Genomic DNA, 21,181 nt, shown 5'->3' with positions numbered 1-21,181 from the left:
GAGGCGCGGGCATGAGCGAACAGCATTCCACCGACTGGCTCGGCCTGTCAGGCCGCATCGCAATTGTCACCGGCGGAGGCGGCGGCATCGGCCGCGCCACCGCCGTCAGCCTTGCCCGCGCCGGTGCGAAAGTCGCCGCGATCGACCGTGACGAACGCGGGCTCGATGAGACCAAGGCGAAGCTTGGCGAGATCGGCGACGATCATCTGATCGCGCTCTGCGATACGACGAGCGCCGAGAGCGTGGCGACAGCGGCAGAAACGATCGAGCGCGCGCTCGCGCCGTGCGGCATCCTCGTCAACACCGCAGCGGTGCTGCGCCCGGGTGGGCTCGATACCCTCTCGCTCGCCGAGTGGAATGCGGTGCTCGCGGTCAACCTCACCGGCTATTTCCTCTGCGCGCAGGCGTTCGGCGGGCAGATGCGAAAAGCGGGTCGCGGCAGCCTCGTCCATGTCGCCTCGATCGCCGGCAGCAATGCGCAGGGGCAGAGCGGCGCCTACAGCGTCAGCAAGGCCGGCGTGATCATGCTGTCGCAGCAGCTCGCGGCCGAATGGGGACCGCATGGCATTCGCAGCAACGTCGTGAGCCCCGGCCTCGTGGTCACGCCGATGAGCCAGGCATTCTACGATACGCCTGGGGTCACCGAGCGCCGCACCGCCGTGGTGCCGATGCGCCGGATCGGCGCGCCGCAGGACATGGCGGACGCGATCCTGTTCCTCGCCAGTGACCGCGCATCCTATGTCAACGGCGAGGAGATCATCGTCGATGGCGGCTACGTGCGGACGTTGATGAGCCACGTGCCGCGGCCGGGGTTTTGAGGCGGTGGCGGCCGCAAACTCGGTGTCGTCCCGGCCTTGAGCCGGGACGACAGCGAGTTAATCGAACAGGCTCGAGACCGACTCTTCGGCCGCGGTGCGGCCGATCGCTTCGGCGATCAGGCCGGCGATCGAGATCTGGCGGATGTTCGGCGCCTTGTTGACGGCGTCCGTCGGCAGGATCGAGTCGGTGATGACCAATTCCTTCAGCCGCGACGAGGCGATACGTGCGGCCGCGCCGCCGGACAAAACGCCGTGGGTGATGTAGGCCGAGACCTCCTTGGCGCCGTGGGCGATCAAGGCCTCAGCCGCGTTCACCAGCGTGCCGCCGGAATCGACGATGTCGTCGACCAGGATGCAGTTGTAGCCGGCGACGTCGCCGATCACGTTCATCACCTCGGATTCACCGGGGCGCTCGCGGCGCTTGTCGACGATCGCGAGCGGCGTGTTGATGCGCTTGGCGAGGCCGCGGGCGCGCGCCACGCCGCCGACGTCGGGCGACACCACCATCACCTTGGCGAGGTCGAACTTCTCTCTGATATCGCGCACCATCAGGGGCGCCGCGAACAGATTGTCGGTCGGGATGTCGAAGAAGCCCTGGATCTGGCCGGCATGCAGGTCGAGCGTCATGACGCGGTCGACGCCGGCGCGCGAGATCAGGTTGGCGACGAGCTTGGCCGAAATCGGCGTGCGCGAACCGGATTTCCGGTCCTGACGGGCATAGCCGAAATAGGGCACGACAGCGGTGATGCGGCGCGCCGAGGCGCGGCGCAGCGCGTCGGTGATGATCAGGAGCTCCATCAAATTGTCGTTCGCCGGATACGACGTCGACTGCAGGATGAACATGTCCGAGCCGCGGATGTTCTCCTGGATCTCGACGAAGATCTCCATGTCGGCGAAACGCCGGACCACGGCCTTGGTCAGCTCGATGCCGAGCCCCTTGGCGATATCCTGCGCCAGCGCAGGATTGGAGTTGCCGGCGACGAGCTTGATTGATCCGTTTTTTGCCGACATCGATGCTTCCCCCCGCGCCTTGCTGGATACGACGTTCAGCATCTCAAGTCCCTATAGAACCGGCGGGTTTTCGGTGGGCGAGGGAATATCAGGCGGGCGGCTTGGCTGGCAACCCATTAGCCCGGTTTTCCCGGTCAAAAATGGCCCTTATCCGGGGTCACGCGGGGGTTAGTTGGCGGAATATCCGAGCGCCAAGGTCTCGGCGGCGGCCGCGGCCGGGGCTGTCGCGACCGCGGGTCCGCGCAGGCCCGGTACCGGGGCTGGCGCGGGGGTCTCCGCCGGGCCGCCATTGATCATGCCGGCGAGGCCGCTGAGGCCGGCTTGCGCGATCTTGCGCAGGACGAGGTCGTCAGCGGCGGCCCAGGCGTCGCGCCCGGCCTTGCCGGCCGGCTCCTCGCCGGAGAGCCGCAGCGCACGCTGCTGGTTGCTGTCGTAGACGTCCCACACCCAGGAGATCACGGTGCGGCCGCGCACCACCTGCGCCGAGAGATAGCTGCGCACGCGATAGGCGGCGCCGCCCTCGCGCGACACGATCGCGAGGCTGCGCAGCTTGGACTCGCTGTCGAGCACGCCGACCATGCGGTCGAACACTTGCGGCGGCGGACCGTCGATCGACTCGAAGGCAATGGTGGCGCCGCCGCTGGGCGCGGCCATCGCATAGGAATCGGCCACGCCACCGCCGCTGGCGCAGCCGCCGAGCGCGCAGGCGATCGCAAGCCACGTCGCCGCGATCGTGGCACGCACCACTGTCCCAGTTTGGAACGGGCTTTTTGACGCTTCCCTCATTGCGTCCTGCGATATCGTTAAAAGGCCTTAACGTCTAGGGCAGGACGGCCACAGCGCTTAACCGATCGAGCCGGTCAAGCGCAGGGCGAGGGACGGAATTCCTTCCTCAGTCGGCCAGGTGATGCTGCATGGCCTCGGTGATCCAGGCCCATTCCCGGTTCGGGCTACTGTCGGGCGGCAGGCCGCGCATGATGGCGACCAGCTCCCAGTAACGGGCTGCGCGGGCGTCGTGCAGCGCATATCTGCCGCGAAGCCAGATACGGAATTCCAGGTTGGGTTCCCGCCCCAACAGCCGGGCCGACGTCTCCAGCCAGTCGCGCGCCAGCGCCTGGCCCGTGTCCGACGTCGGCGCGAGGCCGTGCGCGATCGCCTCCTTGGCTCGCGCGAGCACGGCTTGGTTGGCCTTTTGCCAGGCAGGGAGGTCCAGCGCGTGACGATCCCAGACGTCCTTGGCATTGTTGCGCATGTTGGCGATGAGGGAGGGGTCGTTGAGCATCTCCGACAGTTCGATCCAGGCGTCGCATTGCTCCGGTGTCGGCTCGTCCGGCAGTTCGGGCACGCTCGTCTCGATCATCTGCCGTATCCATTTCTGATCGATGTTGATGCCGTCGGACACCTTTTCGTAGAAGCGTTCGACGACGTTGCGGCGCTCGGCGCGGGATAGCTGCGTCATGGTCCAGAATCTCCTCAGATCTGCTTCGGTGAGTTGCGGTGAACGCAACGCAGCCCGCAGTGTCGAGGCGACGCGGCGCTGCGCCGCGATCTCGGCCTCCAGCGCCTCGAGGCGCAGTCGCAGCGCCTCGGTCAGCGACAGTTCCTGCGACAGGACCTCACGGATGACGTCGAGACCGAGACCCGCATCGCGCAGGCAACGGATCAGGTCGAGGCGAACCAGCTCGGCGTCGGTGAAGACGCGGTAGCCGCTCGCGGTCCGGCCGGCCGGTGGCAGCAAGCCCTGGTCCGAATAGAAGCGGAGCTTGCGGACGGAAATCCCGCTGAGCCGCGCCGCCTCGCCGATACTGTAGGTGCGTTGTGTCATGCGTGCGTTGTCCGGTCTCCACCAAGTGGAGAGTCAAGGTCGTTGTCGCACGACGCTAGTGAGGGCGCCGGACTCAGCCTTCCAGCGCGATGGCGTGGACCAGCCGGCCGTAATCGGCTTCCTTGCGGTGCACGGAACGGCGGTAGCTGAAGAAGCGCTCGTCGGCATAGGTGTCGATGCCGAGGTCGTCGATCATCAAGACGCCGGCGGTCTCCAGCCGCATGCGGATGTAGCCGGCGAGATCGAACATCGCATGTCCATCGCGCTCGCCGGGCACAAAGAACATGCCGTTCTCGGCATCGGCCTCGATGAAGCGCTCGACGAACTCGTTGCCGACCTCGTAGGACTCCTGGCGGATCAGCGGGCCGATCGCCGCCACAATGCCGCTGCGCTCGGCGCCGAGCTTTTCCATCGCAGCGATGGTCGATTCCAGGATGCCGGTCAGCGCGCCCTTCCAGCCGGCATGCGCTGCGCCGATCACGCGTGCGTTGGGATCGACGAACAGGATCGGGCCGCAGTCGGCGGTCGTGACCGAGATCGCGAGACCTTCGGTGCGGGTCACCAGTGCATCCGCCTTTGGACGCGCAGCTCCATCCCATGGCCCGGTCGCCACCGCGACGTCGGGCGAATGGACCTGGTGCACGCTTAGGAGATTGGCGAGCGGTACGCCGAGCTGTTCCGCCATCCGCCGTCGGTTCTCGATCACCTTCGCAGGATCGTCGCGCGATCCGAGGCCGCCATTGAGGCTGCCGTAGACGCCGTCGGAGACGCCGCCCTCGCGCGAGAAAAAGGCATGTCGCAGGCCCGGAATGGCCGACAGCAACGCTGATCCCATGGTCATGATTGGCTTGCCTCGTCAGGCTGATCGCTCAGACCGGCGATCGAAGTGATGCGCGGATCGGAGACCGCCATCGCCTTGAACATCGAGCCCATGCCGCCGCGGCCGGAATCGGTCAGGCGCTTCAGCGCGCCGGCGATGCCGGCCGAGACCTCCGGGGTTGCCTTGGCCATCAGGCCGGCGGCGCGGGCCTCGACGCCGAGGCGCTTCAGGAAGTCGCCCTGCGTCACCGGTCCGTGCACGCGTGCGCCGATGTCCTCGGCGGCGCGCGTCAACGCCTGGAAATCGACATGCGCGGTGATGTCGGCCTCTCCCGGATGCTTCAGGGGGTCGGCGAAGCTGTGGCGTGCGATCGCCTGGAAGGTGTCGCCGGCGTCGCTGCGCAGATGGCCGTAGTCGACAATGAGTGCCGCGCCGTCCTGGTCGCGGACGCGCGTGGCGAGCTTCATGATTTCGGTGTCGGGCCGCCATTCGAACACGGCGCCGAGCGGGGCGGCGCGCACCAGCGCCGGCAGCAGCACCTCGAAGCGTGGGGTGGGCTCCGCCGCCGTGCCGAAATACAAATTGCCGTTGGCATCCATCCCGACCGTGCGTTCGTGCCAGCCGGTTTCGCGCCGAACCATCTGGTGGATCGGCAGCACGTCGAAATATTCGTTGGCGAGAATGACCGCAGGGCCCTCCGGCACGTCGTCGATGCTCCTGTGCCAGGTGATGTTGCGCACGCCCGACAGTGTCGCGCGCTGCCTCTCCCGCAGCACCGGATTGACCTCGACGAGGTGGATGCTCAGCGACTGGTAGAGCGGCGGCAGCACGCGGAGCGCGCGCAGCGCGTCCGCCATCATGGTGCCGCGGCCGGGACCAAGCTCGACGAGCCGCAGCATGGCGGGCGAGCCGATCGCCTTCCAGATCGACGCGCTCCACAGCCCGAGCAACTCGCCGAACATCTGGCTGACTTCCGGCGACGTGGTGAAATCGCCTTCGCGCCCGAGCGGATCGCGCGACACGTAGTAGCCGTACTGCGGATGCATCAGGCACAATTCCATGTAGCGCCAGACCGGCATCGGCCCCGACGATTTGATCAGCTTCCTGATCTCGTCCAGGAGTGGGGAAGTTTCGCTCACGGCTTTCCTTAAGATGACCTTGGCTGCGGTCCGGTCGCCTTGCGGCGGACGGCAGCCAAAATAATGATAGCGCCGACAATAATCATCGGCACCGACAGCAACATACCCATGGTTAATCCGCCCCACAGGAATCCGAGCTGCGGGTCGGGCTCCCTGAAAAACTCGCTCGCGATCCGGGCGAAGCCGTAGATCGTGATGAAGCTGCCGAGGATCAGGCCGGGGCGCTTGAGCGCCCCCATCCGGATCATCACGGCCAGCACCACAAACAGCAGGATGCCTTCGAGGCCGGCCTCGTAAAGCTGGCTCGGATGGCGCGGCAACGGCCCGCCATTGGGGAAGATCATCGCCCAGGGCAGGCTCGCCTCCGCGTGGCGGCCCCACAATTCGCTGTTGATGAAATTGGCGAGCCGGCCGAGGAACAGGCCGATTGGGCCGACCGCGGTGGTGATGTCGCCGAGCGACAGGATCGAGATGTTGTTGCGGCGGGCAAACCACATCACCGCGATGACGCAGCCCATGAAGCCGCCATGGAACGACATGCCGCCCTTCCACAGCTCGAAAATCTCGGCCGGATGCTGGATGAAGAAGGGCAGGTTGTAGAACAGCACATAGCCGGTGCGGCCCCCGACGATGATGCCGAGCGTAACCCAGAGGATGAAGTCGTCGAGCTGCGGCAGCGTGATCGGCCCGGGACCGCCCCACAGCCGCTCCTTCCTGACCAGCGAGCGGGCGTAGATCCAGCCCAGCACGATGCCGCCGATATAGGCCAGCGCATACCAGCGGATCGCGACGGGCCCGAGCGAGATCGCAACGGGATCGAACACCGGAAAATCGATCAGCAGGAACGGCATCGTGTGCTTTACGGATCAGGCCAGGAGGTTGCGGCGATAGAGTGCGAGCAGCCGCTCCCAGTGCCGCTCGGCGGCAGTGCGGTCATAGACCGGACGCTTGGGGAAGGCAAAGCCGTGATGCGTGCCGGGGTAGATCTCGACCTCGTTGCGCGATCCCTTCATCCCCGCCTTCACCTCCTCGATGATCTCGGCCGGCGCGTAGATATCGGTCTCGGCGCAGGCGAAATAGAGTTCGGCCTTGGTCTTGCCTGCGGCGAGATGCGGGCTGTCGGGCTGGTCGGTCGCCAGATGCGTGCCGTAGACCGAGGCGGCGGCCTTGACGCGATCGGGGAAGTGCGTCGCGGCGTTCACCGCGTAGCGGCCGCTCATGCAGTAGCCGACGGTGCCGATGATCTTGGTGTTCGCGGCCTTCTGCGTCCCGGCATAGGCGAGCAGGGCCTTGGTGTCTTCCATCACCAGCGGGATGTTGATCGAGTTCATGTATCCGAACATGCGCTTGCGCTCCGGCGCGTCCGGGTCGGGCGGTATCGGCCCGAGCTCCATGACGCCCGAGCGGTAGTAAAGGTTCGGCAGAATCACGTAGTAGCCGGAGGTGCCGAGCCGGCGCGCCATGTCGCGCAGCTCCTCGCGGATCGCCGGCGCGTCCATATAGAAGATGACGACCGGGAACGGTCCGCCGCGCTCGGGATGGGTGACGAAGGTCGTGGTCTTGCCGTCCTTGGTCTCGATGTCGACGGTGTGTTCGATCATGACGTTTCTGCTCGCGTTGTGATTTGCGATTTCTGTTGTGTGTTCAATACGATTACAAGGAAACCGTGGCATGACAAGGCGAACCGCCGATGGCCTGCCATTCGGTACGGACTTGAACCGCATCGCTGGGATCGCCATTGTCTTTGCGGGCGGCCTGTCGCCGTGAACGCGGAGAGTTTTGAGAGATGACCCAGACCACCAACCGGTTTTTCGACGAGATTGGCCGTCTGATGAACGATGCCGCGGGCGCCGCCCAGGGCGTCAAGCGCGAGGTCGATCAGGTTATGCGCAACCAGGCCGAGCGCATTCTGCGCGACCTCGACGTGGTCAAGCGTGAGGAGTTCGAGGCGGTCAAGGACATGGCCCGCCTGGCGCGCGAGGAGAACGAGGCGCTGAAGGCGCGGATCGCCGCGCTGGAGGCCAAGCTCGGCGGTGCGGCGGGCTAAGGGGCGGCCTGTAGCCCGGATGAAGCGAAGCGCAATCCGGGATTGGTCCCGCGGAGGCCATGGCCCCGGATTTCGCTACGCTTCATCCGGGCTACGGTTTGCCTTCCCGCCGGGGCAGCCAACCCAAGAAAAATCCCTTCATTTCCTTGTCATTTCGCCCCTTTGGGGCTAAAAGCCCGCCACGTCCGCAGCCCCCGCACCCCTGGAGGCTTGCTGTGGACCTGAGCATGGGCCGCGCTGCGGCCTTTAACTTTTTAAATACAAGGACTTAACGCCATGGCGACCGTCAAGGAATTGAAGGCGACCGCGCGTCCGAAGAGCGGCAAGGGGGCCGCCCGGGCAGAGCGTCGCGCCGGGAGAGTTCCCGGAGTGATCTACGGAGACAACCAGCCCCCCGTCACCATCTCGGTCGAGGATCGTGAACTGCGCCAGCGCATCCTCGCCGGCCGCTTCCTGACCACGATCTATGACATCGATCTCGAGGGCAAGAAGCACCGCGTGATCCCGCGCGACTTCCACCTCGATCCGGTGAAGGACTTCCCGATCCATGTCGATTTCATGCGGCTCGGCGAAGGCGCCACCATCCGCGTCAGCGTGCCGCTGCACATCGTGAACGCGGAAACCGCCCCCGGCGTCAAGCGAGGCGGCACCGTCAACATCGTCACCCACGCGCTCGAGCTCGAATGCTCGGTCGAAAACATTCCGCAGTACATCGACGCCGATGTCGGCAGCCTCGAGATCAACTACTCGCTGCATCTGAGCGATATCAAGCTGCCCACCGGCGTGAAGTCGCTTGCGCGCGAAGATGCGACGCTGGTTACCATCGTGCCGCCGTCCGGCTACGCCGAAGAGCAGAGAGCCGCGGCTGCGGCGGCTGCCGGCGGTGCTGCCGCTCCAGCTGCGGGTGCTGCGGCGGCTCCGGCCGCTGCGGCGGCTCCGGCCGCGGGTGCTGCCGCTCCGGCCGCGGGTGCCAAGGCGCCTGCCGGTGGCGACAAGAAGAAGTAACTGATCAGGTCCGCGCGCGACCCACGGGACGCGCGCGGACATGGGATGCCGCGCCATGCGCCTCTTTGTTGGTCTCGGTAATCCCGGCGCGAAATACGCCAGCAACCGGCACAATATCGGGTTCCTGGCGGTCGACGAAATTGCACGGCGTCATGGTTTCGCACCATGGCGCCGTCGCTTTCAGGGCGAGACCGCCGAAGGCGTGCTCGACCATCAGAAGGTCGTGCTGTTGAAGCCGACCACCTACATGAACGAGTCCGGGCGCGCGGTGCAGGAGGCGGCGAACTTCTTCAAGCTCGCGGCCTCGGATGTCACCGTGTTCCAGGACGAGCTCGAACTGCCGCCGGCGAAGGTGCGCGTGAAGGTCGGCGGCGGGATCGCCGGCCATAACGGGTTGCGTTCGATCTCGGCGCATATCGGCAACGAGTACCGCCGGGTGCGGCTCGGCATCGGTCATCCCGGCGTCAAGGAGCTGGTTCACAGCCACGTGCTGTCGGACTTCGCCAAGAGCGACCGGGCGTGGGTGGAGGCCCTGTGCCAGGCCGTCGCCGACAATGCCGGCCTTCTGGCCACGGGGCACGACGCCTCGTTCGCCAACAAGGTGCATCTGGCGATGCAGGCCAAGGGATTTTTCGACAAGGGTGAGAACGGCGGAGAGAAGCCGGCCTAATCCCCTTGCCGTCATGTCAGGCACAAGGCCGGGCATGACGAAGACGAATAGAGGAAGATATGGGATTCAAATGCGGAATCGTCGGACTGCCTAATGTCGGCAAGTCGACGCTGTTCAATGCGCTGACTGAGACCGCCGCGGCGCAGGCGGCGAACTATCCGTTCTGCACCATCGAGCCGAATGTCGGCGAGGTCGCGGTGCCCGATCCGCGGCTGGACAAGCTGTCGGCGGTTGCAAAGTCGGCGCAGATCATCCCGACCCGGCTGACCTTCGTCGACATCGCGGGACTTGTCCGCGGCGCCTCCAAGGGCGAAGGTCTCGGCAACCAGTTCCTCGCCAATATCCGCGAGGTCGACGCGATCGCCCATGTCGTGCGCTGCTTCGAGGATTCCGACATCACCCATGTCGAGGGCAAGATCGCCCCGCTCGCCGACATCGAGACCATCGAGACCGAGCTGATGCTGTCCGATCTCGACAGCCTGGAAAAGCGCGTCGACAACCTCTCGAAGAAAGCCAAGGGCAACGACAAGGACGCCAAGGAGCAGCTCGAGCTCGTCAACCGCGCGCTGGTGCTGCTGCGCGACGGCAAGCCGGCCCGCGCGCTGGAGCGCAAGCCGGAAGAGGAGCGCGCGTTCCGCATGCTCGGCCTGTTGACGTCGAAGCCGGTGCTCTACGTCTGCAACGTCGAGGAAGGCTCCGCCAAGGACGGCAACAATTTCTCCAAGGCGGTGTTCGAGCGCGCCAAGGAGGAGGGTGCGGTCGCGGTCGTCATCTCCGCCAAGATCGAATCCGAGATCGCGACGCTGTCGCGCGAGGAGCGCGCCGACTTCCTGGAGACGCTCGGCCTGGAAGAGGCCGGGCTCGATCGCCTGATCCGCGCCGGCTACCAGCTGCTCGATCTCATCACCTATTTCACCGTCGGCCCGAAGGAAGCGCGGGCCTGGACTATCGACCGCGGCACCAAGGCTCCGGCCGCGGCCGGCGTGATCCATACCGATTTCGAGAAGGGTTTCATCCGCGCCGAGACCATCGCCTACGACGATTTCGTCACGCTGAACGGCGAGGCCGGCGCGCGCGACGCCGGCAAGCTCAGGCTCGAAGGCAAGGACTATGTCGTCGCCGACGGCGACGTCATGCATTTCCGGTTCAATACCTGATCGCGATTTCGTTCGGCTGAGACGTATCTTCTCCCTCTCCCGCTTGCGGGGGAGGGCAGGGGTGGGGGCTCTCTCCACGAGTCACTCTGTGGAGGAAGCCCCCACCCGCATCGCATCTTCGATGCAATGCGACCTCCCCCGCAAGCGGGAGAGGTGCACCGTGTATGCCGCCAGGCCGATCCGACGCGGCTTCATTCCGCATTACCGATCCGCGCGGCCGATCACATCCATCAGCTCGGCGATCTTGCGCCGCTGGTCGGCCTTGTCGCCGGACGAGATCGCATGCTCCACACAATGCGCGACATGATCGCGCAGGACCTCCTCCTCGACGCGGCGTAGCGCCGCGCGCGCAGCGGCGATCTGCGTCACCACGTCGATGCAGTAGCGGTCGTCCTCGACCATGGCGGCCAACCCGCGGATCTGACCCTCGATCCGTTTGAGCCGTTTTAAACAGGATGTCTTGACCTCTTCTCTCATAAGCCTCATATACCCCCCTAGGGTATACAAATCAAGAGGCCGGAATACCGGCCGGGAAGAGTTTCGTGGCACACGCAGAGCACGACCATTCGCACACACATCATCACCATAGCGCAGCCGCGCATTCCTGCTGCGCGGGCAAGCATGATCACGGCCCTGTGGCAGCTGACCCTACGCTGGCGACGGATCCGGTCTGCGGCATGAAGGTCGATCCGGCGAACGCGAAGCATCGCTTCAACCACAGGGGCGAGGACTATTTCTTCTGCAGCGGCCGCTGCCGCGAGCGCTTTGAGGCCGAGCCGGACAAGTACCTGACGCCGCGCGAGGCGGAGCCGCCGATGCCGGCGGGCACGATCTACACCTGCCCGATGCACCCGGAGATACGGCAGGTCGGCCCCGGCTCCTGCCCGATCTGCGGCATGGCGCTCGAGCCCGAGCAGATATCGCTCGACGACGGGCCGGATCCCGAATTGATCGACATGACCAGGCGGTTCTGGGTCGCGCTGGCGCTGACGCTGCCGGTGTTCGTGCTGGAGATGGGCGGCCATCTCGGGCTGGGGCATCTCGTGCCGCAGGACTTGTCGAACTGGATCTCCTTCGTGCTCGCGACCCCCGTCGTGCTGTGGGCCGGCGCGCCGTTCTTCGTGCGCGGCTGGCAGTCGCTCCTCACACGCAATCTCAACATGTTCACGCTGATCGCGATGGGCGTCGGCGTCGCCTATCTCTACAGCGTCGTCGCGACGCTTGCGCCGCAGCTCTTCCCGCCCGCCTTCCGCGACATGCATGGCGCGGTCGGGGTGTATTTCGAGGCGGCCGCCGTCATCACCGTGCTGGTGCTGCTCGGCCAAGTGCTCGAGCTCAGGGCGCGCGCGCAGACCTCGGGTGCGATCCGCGCACTGTTGGGTCTGGCGCCGAAGACCGCGCGCCGTATTACCGACCATGGTGACGAGGACGTTGAGATCGACGCCATCAAGGTCGGCGATCGCCTGCGCGTGCGTCCCGGCGAGAAGATCCCGGTCGACGGCGTCGTGATCGAGGGGCGTGCCGTGCTCGACGAATCCATGGTCACCGGCGAGTCGATGCCGGTGTCGAAGGCCGAGGGCGATCACGTGATCGGCGGCACCGTCAACCAGAGCGGCGGCCTCGTGATGCGCGCCGACAAGATCGGCCGCGACACCATGCTGGCGCGCATCGTCGACATGGTGGCAAAGGCGCAGCGTTCGCGCGCGCCGATCCAGCGGCTGGCCGACCGCGTCGCCGGCTGGTTCGTGCCGGCGGTGATTGCCGCCGCCGTGCTCGCCTTCGTCGCCTGGGCGACGTTCGGGCCCGAACCGCGCCTGACCTTTGCGCTGGTTTCCGCCGTCACGGTGCTGATCATCGCCTGCCCCTGCGCGCTCGGCCTCGCAACGCCGATGTCGATCATGGTCGGCGTCGGCCGCGGCGCGCATTCCGGCATCCTGATCCGCGATGCGCAGGCGCTGGAGCGGATGGAGGCGATCGATACGCTCGTGCTCGACAAGACCGGTACGCTGACCGAGGGCAAGCCGACGGTGACCGCGGTGATACCGGCCCACGGCTTCACCGAGAACGACGTGTTGCGGCTCGCCGCCAGCGTCGAGCAGGGCAGCGAGCATCCGCTGGCGCTGGCGATTCTCAATGCCGCGAAGGCGCGCAAGCTGACACAAGCTGCGGTCAGCGACTTTGCCTCGCCGGCCGGCAAGGGCGCGACCGGCATCGTCGAAGGCCGCCCGGTCGCGCTCGGCAATGCCATGCTGATGGATGAGCTGAAGATCGCGACCAGCGTGCTCGAGACGCCGGCCGAGGCCGCGCGGCGGGATGGCGCGACCGCGATCCTGGTCGCGATCGATCATCGCCCCGCCGGCGTCATTTCGATCGCCGATCCGATCAAGCCGTCGGCAACAAGCGCGCTGCAGGCGTTGCGCGCCGATGGCCTGCGCATCGTGATGCTGACCGGCGACAATGTGACGACTGCGCGCGCGGTGGCGGGCAGGCTCGGCATCGACGAGGTCGAGGCCGGCGTGCTGCCGGAGCGCAAGAGCGAGGTGGTGCAGCGGCTGCGCGGCGAGGGCCGCACGGTTGCGATGGTCGGCGACGGCGTCAATGACGCGCCGGCGCTGGCCGCGGCCGATGTCGGCGTCGCCATGGGCGGCGGCACCGATGTCGCGATCGAGAGCGCCGGGATCACGCTGTTGACCGGCGACCTGATGGGCCTCGTGCGCGCGCGGCGCCTGTCGGTCGCGACCATGCGCAACATCCGTCAGAACCTGGCCTTCGCCTTCGTCTACAACGCCGCCGGCGTGCCGATCGCAGCGGGTGTGCTCTATCCGCTGTTCGGCATCCTGCTGTCGCCAATGGTCGGCGCCGCCGCGATGGCGCTGTCCTCGGTCAGCGTCATCGGCAACGCGCTGCGGCTGGCAAGGACGAAGCTGGATTCGTGATCTGTAGCCCGGATGGAGCGTAAGCGAAATCCGGGACCGGTCCCTCGATCGGGGCGCGATCCCGGATCGCTCGCGATCCCGGATTGCGCTTCGCTCCATCCGGGCTACGAGGCTACGCGCTTTGCAGCACCTTTTGCGCGCGGCGCTCGATCTCGGCGTCGAGCCAGGTGGCGAGGTCCGTGCTGACCTCGACCATCGGCAGCCGCACCTCCGCGCTGTCGATCAGGCCCTGCCGCCACAGCCAATGCTTGGCGGGTGCCGGGCTCGGCTCGGCGAACAACAGCTTGGTCAATCCGGCGACGCTCTGCCAGGCCGCCTGCGCGGCTTCGCGATTGCCCTCACGCAACAGTGTCCGGATCGACGCGAAGGTCGCGGTCTCCAGATGCGCCGACAAGAGGATCGCGCCATCGGCGCCGTCGGACAGCGCGTCGAAGGTCTGCGCATCCTCGCCGGTGAGCACGCGGAAGCCATCCGGCCGCCGGTGCAGGAAATCGAGCGTCTGTGCGCGGTCCGCGCAGCAATCCTTCATGCCGACGATGTTGGGATGGGCGGCGAGCGCGAGCAGCGTCTCGTTGGTCAGGTTCACCGCGGTACGGTAGGGGATGTTGTAGAGCACGATCGGCCAGGCGGCGTGATCGGCAAGTGCGGTGAAGTGCTGCAACAGACCGCGCTGCGATGGCCTGATGTAATAGGGGCTTGCGATCAGGTAGCCGTTGATCGGCCAGTCGGCCGTCTCGTCCAGCAGGTCCTGCATGCGCGCGGTGCTGGCGCCTGACAGCCCGAGGCAGAGCGGCAGATGGCGGGAGCTGGCAGCAAGTTCGCTGCGCACGATGCCCACCAGTTGCTCGAGCTCGCTGAGGCCGAGCGACATGCCCTCACCGGAGGTTGCACCGAGGATGAAGCCGTCGACAGGGCCGCCGGCGTAGTGCCGCACGAGGCGGCGCAGCGAAGGCTCGTCGAGCTCGCCGCTTCGAAACGGCGTGATCAGCGGCAGCCAGAGGCCGTGCAATTGGTGTCGTAGGTCGGTCATGGTCCATCTCCTGAGGGGACAAAGCCGGAGACGGGACCAACAAAAAACCCCGTCCAGGCGGCGGGATTTCGGGATCGTCAAACTGCGAAATGATCTTATCGCGCGCGACCTCGTGCCCCCAGAAAGGGAGCTTTTTTCGACGACAGGGCTGCGCACGAATTCGTGATCATGATGCAATGATGCTGCGGCACGCTGTTGTTGTCAATGTGCGCACGGGCCATGACGGAGCGCGAGCGCTGACATGACGCAGCGCGTATCGATGTGACATGCGGACGAAAAAAAAGCCGGGCTCGAAAGAGCCCGGCTTAAGGTATTGGCCACGTGAGGCCGACACAATCACCTTCCAAGAGGGATTACTGAACTTCCGCGCCACTGGAGGAGGGGGACATATGCGCGACGCGACCGATCAGCGTGCCAACACTATGATCCCCATCGGCGCCATGCAGCAACCATTCAGTCCGCATGTCTGACATGCGGAGACCGGGGGCGGAGTATAAGCGGCGCTAATCGCGATCGCTTATCACGACGGCCAGCGCTGTGCCTTGCTGACGACGAAGTCGCGGAACACCTGCACCCGCGCGACCGTCTTCAACTCTTCCGGATAGACGAAGTAGGTGTCGAGCGCGATCGAGTCGGACTCGCCGAACAGCTGCACCAGGCGGTTGTTCTCTTCCACCAGGTAGTCCGGCAGCGCAGCGATGCCGAGCCCCTGCTGACAGGCGCGCACCAAGCCTAAGATGTTGTTCACCTTGAAGTAGGGTTCGCGTGGGCCGGAGCCGTTGCGGCCGGCATCGATCAGCCAGCTGCGGTTCTGCAGATGCGTCGGCACCTGGGAATCGCCGAGCATGATGATGCGGTGCGAGTCGAGATCATCCAGCGTCCGCGGCGTGCCGAAGCGCTTGATGTATTCCGGCGAGCAGTAGGCGTGGAAGCCGATCGAGAACAGCTTGCGCTGGATCAGGTCGGGCTGCGTCGGCTTGCGCGTGCGGATCGCCACATCGGCCTCGCGCATCGACAGGTCGAGATCCTCGTCGGTGACGATCAGCGAGATCCGGATGTCCGGATAGAGCGCGGTGAACTCGTCGAGCCGCGGGATCAGCCAGTTGATGCCGAGCGCCGGCGGCGTCGTGATCTTGAGGTCGCCGCTCGGCCGCTCGCGGCTGTCGGTGAGCTTGGCGCGGGCCGCCTGCAGCTGCATGAACACGTCATGCGCGGTGCGGAACAGGAGGTCGCCCTGTTCGGTGAGGATGAGGCCGCGGGCGTGGCGATGGAACAGCGAGACCGAGAGCTCCTGCTCCAGCGCGCTGACCTGGCGGGAGACCGCCGATTGCGAAAGCCCAAGCTGCTCGCCGGCATGCGTGAAGCTGCCCGCTTCCGCCGCTGCGTGGAAGACCTTCAGCTTGTCCCAATCCATATCCGTAAATCCGTCGCGAGATCGTGCCATGACTTATTCCGCCGCTGCGCGATCGCTCGCGCGAAGAGCAAGGAAACGTTCCGCCTCGAGTGCCGCCATGCATCCGAGACCGGCGGCTGTCACCGCCTGCCGATAGGTTTCGTCCGCCACGTCGCCGGCGGCGAACAGGCCGGGGACCGAGGTTGCGGTCGAATTCGGCGCCACCTCGACATAGCCCGACGGTTTCAGCCTGATCTGGCCTTTGACCAGATCGGTCGCCGGCGCGTGGCCGATCGCGATGAAGACGCCGTCGGCCGCGACGTCCGTCAGCTTGCCGGTCTTGACGTTCTTCAGCCGCACATGGGTCACCTTGCCGGGGTTCTCGGCGCCGCAGATTTCGTCGATCGCGGAGTCCCAGATCACCCTGATCTTGGGGTGCTTGAACAGGCGGTCCTGCAGGATGCGCTCGGCGCGGAAGTGACCGCGGCGATGCACGATGGTGACCTGAGAAGCGAAGTTGGTGAGGAAGAGGGCTTCCTCGACCGCGGTGTTGCCGCCGCCGACCACCACGACCTCCTTGTTGCGGTAGAAGAAGCCGTCGCAGGTCGCGCAGGCCGACACGCCGAAGCCCTTGAACTTCTCCTCCGACGGCAGCCCGAGCCAGCGCGCCTGCGCGCCGGTGGCGAGCACCACGGTCTCGGCGAGATAGACGTCGCCGCTATCGCAGGTCAGGCGGAACGGCCGCTGCCCGAGTTCGAGCTTGTTGACGAAGTCGGTGACGATCTTGGTGCCGACATGGGCGGCCTGCTTCTCCATCTGCTCCATCAGCCAGGGGCCCTGGATCACGTCGGCGAAGCCCGGATAGTTCTCGACGTCGGTGGTGATGGTGAGCTGTCCGCCCGGCTGGATGCCCTGGATCAGCACCGGCTCGAGCATCGCGCGCGCTGCGTAGATCGCCGCGGTGTAGCCGGCGGGGCCGGACCCGATGATGACGACCTTGGCATGGACAGGCGCGGACATTGGCAGATCCCTCTGTGTTGGGGACTTTGATCAGGACTGTGCGGGAAGCGCCCGGAAACGCGTCACGGCGGCGCTAAAAGTGTCAAATCCAAGAATATGATATCTGGGTAGCTATGCAAGAATTGCAATCCAAGGCAGCGATTTTTCCCCGGAACTGAAATCAAAATCGCGAAATCGTGCGCTGCACGCGCAATAAAATTGCGCAGTGCGCGTTGGCTGCGCTAAGACAGTTGCCAACAGACTTGCCAAGCTTTCCAAGCCCTTGGGGAACCAGACTCCCGTGTCGAAGAACCTTGACGAAATCGACCTCAAAATCCTCGCCGAAATCCAGGCCGACGGCCGAATCACCAACGTGGAACTGGCCAAACGCGTCGGAATCTCCCCACCGCCCTGCCTGCGCCGGGTCAGGACGCTGGAGGAGGAAGGCTACATCCAGGGATACCGCGGACTGCTCGATCCGCGCCGCCTCGGCTTCGATGTGACCGTGTTCGCAGCGGTGCATCTGTCGAGCCAGGCCGACGCAGACCTGCGCGCGTTCGAGAATTTCGTCCGGGCCGAGCCGTTGGTGCGCGAATGCTGGATGCTGTCGGGCGAAGTCGATTTCATCCTCAAATGCGTCGCGCCCGACATGGCGACGTTCCAGGACTTCGTCACGCATCTCACCGCGGCGCCGCATGTGCGCAACGTCAGGACGTCGCTGGTGCTGCACAATTCGAAATATGAAGCCGCAGTGCCGCTCGATCTCAAGGCGGCCGGGTAAGGCTTGCGCTATTCCGCAGCTTGCCTGAAGCGCGATTGCTTCTCTTCGCGCGGCTCGCGCTGCTTCCCGACCACCGCATCGACGCTTACCGGCCCGCCGCCCGCCGTTGCGAGAAGAAGGCAGGCGAAGCAGAACAGGATCGCAGCTGTCCCGCCATTATTGAGCGGCAGAAATACTGGCTCGCCCGTCTTGAACATGTGGCCGATGAAGTAGGCGAAGGCCATCTCACCCGACAGGATAAAGGCCGTGATCCGCGTGAATAGGCCGATCATCACAAGAGTCCCCAGCACGAGTTCAAGTGCGCCGGCGGTCATGATCAGGGGAGGTGGATTGGCGAAATAAGCGAGTGCTGGAAACTTGAAGATTTTCGCCACGCCGTACTGGAACAGAAGCAGGCCGGTAATGAACCGGAACAGGCTCAACGCATAAGGCTGATAAGCCGCCGGAAAACGATCCGCGTTCATTGCGCTCTCCACCCGTAGTCCCCAACCGTCAACAACAGCGGCGACGTTTGGTTCAAATATTGACAGGTGGTAAACTGCAGGAATCACAACCTGCTCACAAAATTGTGGTGTTCCGTGATGCAACCGTGACAGTGCTCATCGGAATCGATTCGGATTCGACGGAATGGAACCGGTTCCCGCCGCGCTTCGAATGCGAGACGATCAGCGAGAGCTACGGCTCGCCCCGCAGCAACGCCTCAAGGCGAAACCGTCCGGCCGTCGGCGGAGGCCACGACTCCAGCCTAGAACTCGCGTCCAATCATTCGGTCGACCGAACACCGGCCGCCGCCACGGACAAGGAAGACCACGGCGATCACGAGCCAAAGAACCGCAAGTTCGTTCGAGTCGAACCAGCCCCGTTTGATGGTCACTGCGGTGGCGAAGATCAGCTCAATCGTGATTGCGGCGGCAGCAGGCCTTGTAAGCAATCCTATAGCCAACAAGATTCCGCCAAACAGCTCCGTGCATCCCACCACGACGGCCCACAGCATTCCCGGCGAATAGCCGGACTTTTCCATGAATACCGCCGTCTTCGCCAAACCGCCGCCGCCAAACATGGCGAACAGCTTCTGACATCCGTGCGGGACCAGCATGGCGCCCGCAACGAAGCGCAGCAGCGGCTCCATATATGGGGATAGTCTTTCATAGATGCCGCCGAGGGCGGGAATGATAGGACGGGGTTGTGTGTTAGGGGACATGAGAATCTCTCCGTTGATGAGACCCGGACCCGCTCACGCCTGCGTATGCAGCATTGTTGCGGCCTCCAACTCATCCGTCCAGACCGATATCGGTTTTCCCCTGCGGAATAGCGGCGCTACCGACGGGGTTTATGAACGCACGCGTGCGGGGCCGGGTGCGGCTTTGAACCGCCTTCGGTGTCGTGTTGAGCTGACGCTATTGAAAGTTCACACCTGGCTGCGTGACTTGCCCCGCAAGCGCGCCTGGTGCTTGGCTCGCTATTCCTTGCGCATCGCCGCGTCGAGCGACCATGGGCCACCGCCCGCAAAGGAAAGATAGAGAAAGGTGAAGCAGAGGCTGACTGCCAGGTCGCCGTCGCTCAGGACCGGAAAAATGCTCACCGGAAAATGCTCGATGAAATAGGCGGCCGCCATTTCGCCGGAGAGGATGAAGGCTGCCGGTCGGGTGAAAAGGCCAAGGATCAACAGCGTGCCGCCGACCAGCTCGAACATGCCGGCGATGCTCCAGAGCGAGAGCAACTTCAAGTCCTCGAACATTTTGACGGCGGGCCAGCCAAACAGCTTGGCAAGGCCGTATTGCAGGAGGATCAGCCCGAGGACGACCCGCAGGATGCTGAGGATACGAGGTGCCCAAATCGCGTCGGGGATCATCGCTCCCTCCGAGTACACACGACAGCATACACCAGAGACCGGATCGCGGATATCGTTCACACGACCTTTTCGTCACGCGCCGTGCCGCTTGAACTGAAAGCGCCAGGGTGACGCTGCATGCCATTCCGAGGCGCATCGAAAGATGCGACCCCGGAATCTTGACATTTCAGGTGCACAATTGCGCACCTGTGGTCTGGTCCTGCGGACCATCCCGGAATGATGATGTTGGTGGGAGCGAATTTGCTTTTAGGTCAGCGCTCTACTTCTTCCGCATCTCGTCGACGCTGATCGGCCCGCCGCCCGAGGTCGCAATATAAAGGCAGGCGAAGCAGAACAGGATTGCAGCGGTGCCGCCATTGTTGAGCGGATGAAGCACCGGCTCCGCGGGATTTTTGAACATGTGCCCGAGGAAGTAAGCGAAAGCCATTTCACCCGCCAGGATGAACGCGACCGGTCGCGTGAACAGGCCGATGATCAGCAGCGCGCCCAGGACCAGTTCAAGCGCGCCCGCGGTCATGATCAGCGGCGGCGGGTTGGCGAAATAGGCGAGCGCCGGAATTTTGAAGATCTTGGCGACGCCGTACTGAAGCAGCAATAGGCCGGTAATGAACCGAAACAGGCTGAGTGCCGTCGGCTGCCATCTAGTGAGGACTTGGTCCATGTCGTATTCCCCTGTTGGACACGCTGAAGTTTCGCGGGATGGCATTACACGGTGTTCGCCCCCGCAGCCAACACCCCGTACTGAATTTCATTCCCGGCGCGGCGCCTTCGTAGTGCAGCAGAACGCCCTTGGATCGGGAGGCGCACGCACATTGCGGTTGCAGCTCGCTTCGAACGCTGCGCCCGTCGGCGGGCATCGCAATCACGCGCCCACGCAACCCTGGGAAGTGCCGTTCCCATCAGCGAACGGCCATTTTAGTTATGTTTGATAATCAATTCCGGGAGCATCCATTAACAAGTTAATCATTTTTGGCAACTCACAATCTCGTCAGCGCCCGTGATGAGGCCTGCCCGCCGGCAACAAAAAAGCCGCGTGCAATACGCGGCTTTTTCGCATCAGTCACTTGCAGGTAACTAGCGCCACTCGACTTTGGTGATCTCGTAGGCCTTGGCGCCGCCCGGCGCCATCACCTCGACGGTCGTGCCCTTCCGCTTGCCGATCAGCGCGCGCGCCAGCGGCGAGGTGATGGAGATGCGGCCCTTCTTGGCGTCGGCCTCGACCTCGCCGACGATCTGCCACACCGCCTTCTTCTCGGTGTCCTCGTCGATCAGCGTCACGGTCGCGCCGAACTTGATGGTGTCGCCGGAGAGCTTTGAGATATCGATGATGTCGGCGCGCGCGAGCTTGTCCTCGAGCTCGGCGATGCGGCCCTCATTATGCGACTGCTCTTCCTTCGCGGCGTGATACTCGGCATTCTCCGAGAGATCGCCATGCGAGCGCGCCTCCGCGATATGTTCGATGATGCGCGGACGATCCACCGACTGCCGATGCTTCAACTCATCCGTCAGCGCGGCATATCCGCCCGCAGTCATCGGAACCTTTTCCATCATCTTCGTCCTTCACCCGTGCATGAATCCATGATGCACGAGACATCGAGTTCAGCTAACGCAGGATCGGGGCCTGAAAGTGCCCGGAAACCCAGTGATTTTCGGCCCCGATAGGGGGCCGAGACAACATCCAGTCGCGCGGTGAGTTCC

At 64.8% G+C, this 21,181-nt stretch carries 23 protein-coding genes; 7 read left to right on the top strand and 16 right to left on the bottom strand.

The genetic code is table 11. The annotated features are described in order from the left end of the window. Positions 1-11: 11 nt before the first annotated feature. Positions 12-818, top strand: coding sequence for an SDR family NAD(P)-dependent oxidoreductase (locus tag ACFFWD_RS14220; RefSeq protein WP_376966034.1), 807 nt, complete (start codon positions 12-14; stop codon positions 816-818). A 57-nt stretch (positions 819-875) separates the two neighbouring features. On the opposite strand, the gene ACFFWD_RS14215 is transcribed toward ACFFWD_RS14220, so the two are convergent. The 7 genes from ACFFWD_RS14215 to ACFFWD_RS14185 all read right to left on the bottom strand — a co-directional run bounded on the left by ACFFWD_RS14215 (position 876) and on the right by ACFFWD_RS14185 (position 7,214). Next, positions 876-1,829 carry a ribose-phosphate pyrophosphokinase gene (locus tag ACFFWD_RS14215; protein ID WP_376966032.1) on the bottom strand — a complete coding sequence of 318 codons (954 nt, stop codon included), beginning with the start codon at positions 1,827-1,829 and terminating at the stop codon, positions 876-878. Positions 1,830-1,997: 168 nt separating this feature from the next. Continuing rightward, positions 1,998-2,615, bottom strand: a complete 618-nt coding sequence (locus ACFFWD_RS14210) for a hypothetical protein (protein ID WP_376966030.1) — start codon at positions 2,613-2,615, stop codon at positions 1,998-2,000. 106 nt (positions 2,616-2,721) lie between these two features. Beyond that, entirely contained in the window at positions 2,722-3,654 is a 933-nt protein-coding gene (locus ACFFWD_RS14205) for a MerR family transcriptional regulator (RefSeq protein WP_376966028.1), read from the bottom strand. Positions 3,655-3,727: 73 nt separating this feature from the next. Continuing rightward, entirely contained in the window at positions 3,728-4,495 is a 768-nt protein-coding gene (gene pgeF, locus ACFFWD_RS14200; protein ID WP_376966026.1) for a peptidoglycan editing factor PgeF, read from the bottom strand. Then, a complete protein-coding gene (locus tag ACFFWD_RS14195; protein WP_376966054.1) occupies positions 4,492-5,553 on the bottom strand; it encodes a class I SAM-dependent methyltransferase in 1,062 nt (353 codons plus the stop codon). The genes pgeF and ACFFWD_RS14195 overlap by 4 nt, the downstream gene beginning before the upstream one ends. A gap of 68 nt (positions 5,554-5,621) precedes the next feature. Further along, positions 5,622-6,464 carry a prolipoprotein diacylglyceryl transferase gene (lgt, locus tag ACFFWD_RS14190; protein ID WP_376966024.1) on the bottom strand — a complete coding sequence of 281 codons (843 nt, stop codon included), beginning with the start codon at positions 6,462-6,464 and terminating at the stop codon, positions 5,622-5,624. A gap of 15 nt (positions 6,465-6,479) precedes the next feature. Further along, a complete protein-coding gene (locus ACFFWD_RS14185) occupies positions 6,480-7,214 on the bottom strand; it encodes a dienelactone hydrolase family protein (protein WP_376966022.1) in 735 nt (244 codons plus the stop codon). A 185-nt stretch (positions 7,215-7,399) separates the two neighbouring features. Between ACFFWD_RS14185 and ACFFWD_RS14180 the strand changes: the two genes are divergently transcribed. The 4 genes from ACFFWD_RS14180 to ychF all read left to right on the top strand — a co-directional run bounded on the left by ACFFWD_RS14180 (position 7,400) and on the right by ychF (position 10,492). After that, complete coding sequence (locus ACFFWD_RS14180) at positions 7,400-7,660, top strand: accessory factor UbiK family protein (protein ID WP_376966020.1); 261 nt, start codon at positions 7,400-7,402, stop codon at positions 7,658-7,660. Positions 7,661-7,936: 276 nt separating this feature from the next. Then, positions 7,937-8,665, top strand: coding sequence for a 50S ribosomal protein L25/general stress protein Ctc (locus ACFFWD_RS14175; protein ID WP_376966018.1), 729 nt, complete (start codon positions 7,937-7,939; stop codon positions 8,663-8,665). A gap of 55 nt (positions 8,666-8,720) precedes the next feature. Beyond that, positions 8,721-9,335 (top strand): aminoacyl-tRNA hydrolase, encoded by a 615-nt coding sequence (gene pth / locus ACFFWD_RS14170; protein WP_376966016.1) that lies wholly within the window; start codon positions 8,721-8,723, stop codon positions 9,333-9,335. Positions 9,336-9,394: 59 nt separating this feature from the next. Beyond that, positions 9,395-10,492, top strand: a complete 1,098-nt coding sequence (gene ychF / locus ACFFWD_RS14165; protein WP_376966014.1) for a redox-regulated ATPase YchF — start codon at positions 9,395-9,397, stop codon at positions 10,490-10,492. A 201-nt stretch (positions 10,493-10,693) separates the two neighbouring features. Here ychF and ACFFWD_RS14160 read toward each other — a convergent pair whose 3' ends face one another. Beyond that, positions 10,694-10,969 (bottom strand): metal-sensitive transcriptional regulator, encoded by a 276-nt coding sequence (locus ACFFWD_RS14160; RefSeq protein WP_376966052.1) that lies wholly within the window; start codon positions 10,967-10,969, stop codon positions 10,694-10,696. Positions 10,970-11,034: 65 nt separating this feature from the next. Here ACFFWD_RS14160 and ACFFWD_RS14155 point away from each other — a divergent pair, with 65 nt between their 5' ends. Continuing rightward, positions 11,035-13,428, top strand: a complete 2,394-nt coding sequence (locus ACFFWD_RS14155) for a heavy metal translocating P-type ATPase (protein ID WP_376966012.1) — start codon at positions 11,035-11,037, stop codon at positions 13,426-13,428. Between the two features lie 112 nt (positions 13,429-13,540). Here ACFFWD_RS14155 and ACFFWD_RS14150 read toward each other — a convergent pair whose 3' ends face one another. From ACFFWD_RS14150 to trxB, 3 genes are all read right to left on the bottom strand, one after another. Further along, positions 13,541-14,458, bottom strand: coding sequence for a 4-hydroxy-tetrahydrodipicolinate synthase family protein (locus tag ACFFWD_RS14150; RefSeq protein ID WP_376966010.1), 918 nt, complete (start codon positions 14,456-14,458; stop codon positions 13,541-13,543). Between the two features lie 520 nt (positions 14,459-14,978). Continuing rightward, the gene (locus tag ACFFWD_RS14145; RefSeq protein ID WP_376966008.1) at positions 14,979-15,902 is read right to left on the bottom strand and encodes a LysR family transcriptional regulator; all 924 of its coding nucleotides are present in this window, start codon (positions 15,900-15,902) and stop codon (positions 14,979-14,981) included. Positions 15,903-15,905: 3 nt separating this feature from the next. Then, positions 15,906-16,871, bottom strand: coding sequence for a thioredoxin-disulfide reductase (gene trxB / locus ACFFWD_RS14140; RefSeq protein WP_376966006.1), 966 nt, complete (start codon positions 16,869-16,871; stop codon positions 15,906-15,908). A gap of 280 nt (positions 16,872-17,151) precedes the next feature. Here trxB and ACFFWD_RS14135 point away from each other — a divergent pair, with 280 nt between their 5' ends. Beyond that, positions 17,152-17,631 (top strand): Lrp/AsnC family transcriptional regulator, encoded by a 480-nt coding sequence (locus tag ACFFWD_RS14135; RefSeq protein WP_376966004.1) that lies wholly within the window; start codon positions 17,152-17,154, stop codon positions 17,629-17,631. A gap of 8 nt (positions 17,632-17,639) precedes the next feature. Here ACFFWD_RS14135 and ACFFWD_RS14130 read toward each other — a convergent pair whose 3' ends face one another. The 5 genes from ACFFWD_RS14130 to greA form a co-directional block, all read right to left on the bottom strand. Beyond that, positions 17,640-18,095: a DoxX family protein gene (locus ACFFWD_RS14130; RefSeq protein ID WP_376966002.1), complete on the bottom strand. Its 456-nt coding sequence runs from the start codon at positions 18,093-18,095 to the stop codon at positions 17,640-17,642. Between the two features lie 281 nt (positions 18,096-18,376). Continuing rightward, on the bottom strand, positions 18,377-18,760 hold the full coding sequence (locus tag ACFFWD_RS14125; RefSeq protein ID WP_376966000.1) for a DoxX family protein: 384 nt from the start codon (positions 18,758-18,760) through the stop codon (positions 18,377-18,379). Between the two features lie 330 nt (positions 18,761-19,090). Further along, a complete protein-coding gene (locus tag ACFFWD_RS14120) occupies positions 19,091-19,483 on the bottom strand; it encodes a DoxX family protein (protein WP_376965998.1) in 393 nt (130 codons plus the stop codon). Positions 19,484-19,742: 259 nt separating this feature from the next. Continuing rightward, positions 19,743-20,144 (bottom strand): DoxX family protein, encoded by a 402-nt coding sequence (locus ACFFWD_RS14115; protein ID WP_376965996.1) that lies wholly within the window; start codon positions 20,142-20,144, stop codon positions 19,743-19,745. A gap of 413 nt (positions 20,145-20,557) precedes the next feature. Continuing rightward, entirely contained in the window at positions 20,558-21,031 is a 474-nt protein-coding gene (gene greA, locus ACFFWD_RS14110) for a transcription elongation factor GreA (protein WP_376966050.1), read from the bottom strand. Between the last annotated feature and the right edge of the window lie 150 nt (positions 21,032-21,181).

Origin of the sequence: Bradyrhizobium erythrophlei, assembly GCF_042430365.1 — a bacterium.
Taxonomy (GTDB): Bacteria; Pseudomonadota; Alphaproteobacteria; order Rhizobiales; family Xanthobacteraceae; genus Bradyrhizobium; species Bradyrhizobium erythrophlei.
The sequence above is the reverse complement of the archived record's forward strand: the minus strand, read 5'-3'. Positions and strand labels throughout refer to the sequence as shown.

Bases quoted from the DNA above. Each gene is read 5' to 3' on its own strand.
- ACFFWD_RS14220 (WP_376966034.1), top strand. From the start codon at position 12: ATGAGCGAACAGCATTCCACCGACTGGCTCGGCCTGTCAGGCCGCATC.
- ACFFWD_RS14215 (WP_376966032.1), bottom strand. From the start codon at position 1,829: ATGTCGGCAAAAAACGGATCAATCAAGCTCGTCGCCGGCAACTCCAAT.
- ACFFWD_RS14210 (WP_376966030.1), bottom strand. From the start codon at position 2,615: ATGAGGGAAGCGTCAAAAAGCCCGTTCCAAACTGGGACAGTGGTGCGT.
- ACFFWD_RS14205 (WP_376966028.1), bottom strand. From the start codon at position 3,654: ATGACACAACGCACCTACAGTATCGGCGAGGCGGCGCGGCTCAGCGGG.
- pgeF (WP_376966026.1), bottom strand. From the start codon at position 4,495: ATGACCATGGGATCAGCGTTGCTGTCGGCCATTCCGGGCCTGCGACAT.
- ACFFWD_RS14195 (WP_376966054.1), bottom strand. From the start codon at position 5,553: ATGCCGGTCTGGCGCTACATGGAATTGTGCCTGATGCATCCGCAGTAC.
- lgt (WP_376966024.1), bottom strand. From the start codon at position 6,464: ATGCCGTTCCTGCTGATCGATTTTCCGGTGTTCGATCCCGTTGCGATC.
- ACFFWD_RS14185 (WP_376966022.1), bottom strand. From the start codon at position 7,214: ATGATCGAACACACCGTCGACATCGAGACCAAGGACGGCAAGACCACG.
- ACFFWD_RS14180 (WP_376966020.1), top strand. From the start codon at position 7,400: ATGACCCAGACCACCAACCGGTTTTTCGACGAGATTGGCCGTCTGATG.
- ACFFWD_RS14175 (WP_376966018.1), top strand. From the start codon at position 7,937: ATGGCGACCGTCAAGGAATTGAAGGCGACCGCGCGTCCGAAGAGCGGC.
- pth (WP_376966016.1), top strand. From the start codon at position 8,721: ATGCGCCTCTTTGTTGGTCTCGGTAATCCCGGCGCGAAATACGCCAGC.
- ychF (WP_376966014.1), top strand. From the start codon at position 9,395: ATGGGATTCAAATGCGGAATCGTCGGACTGCCTAATGTCGGCAAGTCG.
- ACFFWD_RS14160 (WP_376966052.1), bottom strand. From the start codon at position 10,969: ATGAGAGAAGAGGTCAAGACATCCTGTTTAAAACGGCTCAAACGGATC.
- ACFFWD_RS14150 (WP_376966010.1), bottom strand. From the start codon at position 14,458: ATGACCGACCTACGACACCAATTGCACGGCCTCTGGCTGCCGCTGATC.
- ACFFWD_RS14145 (WP_376966008.1), bottom strand. From the start codon at position 15,902: ATGGCACGATCTCGCGACGGATTTACGGATATGGATTGGGACAAGCTG.
- trxB (WP_376966006.1), bottom strand. From the start codon at position 16,871: ATGTCCGCGCCTGTCCATGCCAAGGTCGTCATCATCGGGTCCGGCCCC.
- ACFFWD_RS14130 (WP_376966002.1), bottom strand. From the start codon at position 18,095: ATGAACGCGGATCGTTTTCCGGCGGCTTATCAGCCTTATGCGTTGAGC.
- ACFFWD_RS14125 (WP_376966000.1), bottom strand. From the start codon at position 18,760: ATGGAGCCGCTGCTGCGCTTCGTTGCGGGCGCCATGCTGGTCCCGCAC.
- ACFFWD_RS14120 (WP_376965998.1), bottom strand. From the start codon at position 19,483: ATGATCCCCGACGCGATTTGGGCACCTCGTATCCTCAGCATCCTGCGG.
- ACFFWD_RS14115 (WP_376965996.1), bottom strand. From the start codon at position 20,144: ATGGACCAAGTCCTCACTAGATGGCAGCCGACGGCACTCAGCCTGTTT.
- greA (WP_376966050.1), bottom strand. From the start codon at position 21,031: ATGGAAAAGGTTCCGATGACTGCGGGCGGATATGCCGCGCTGACGGAT.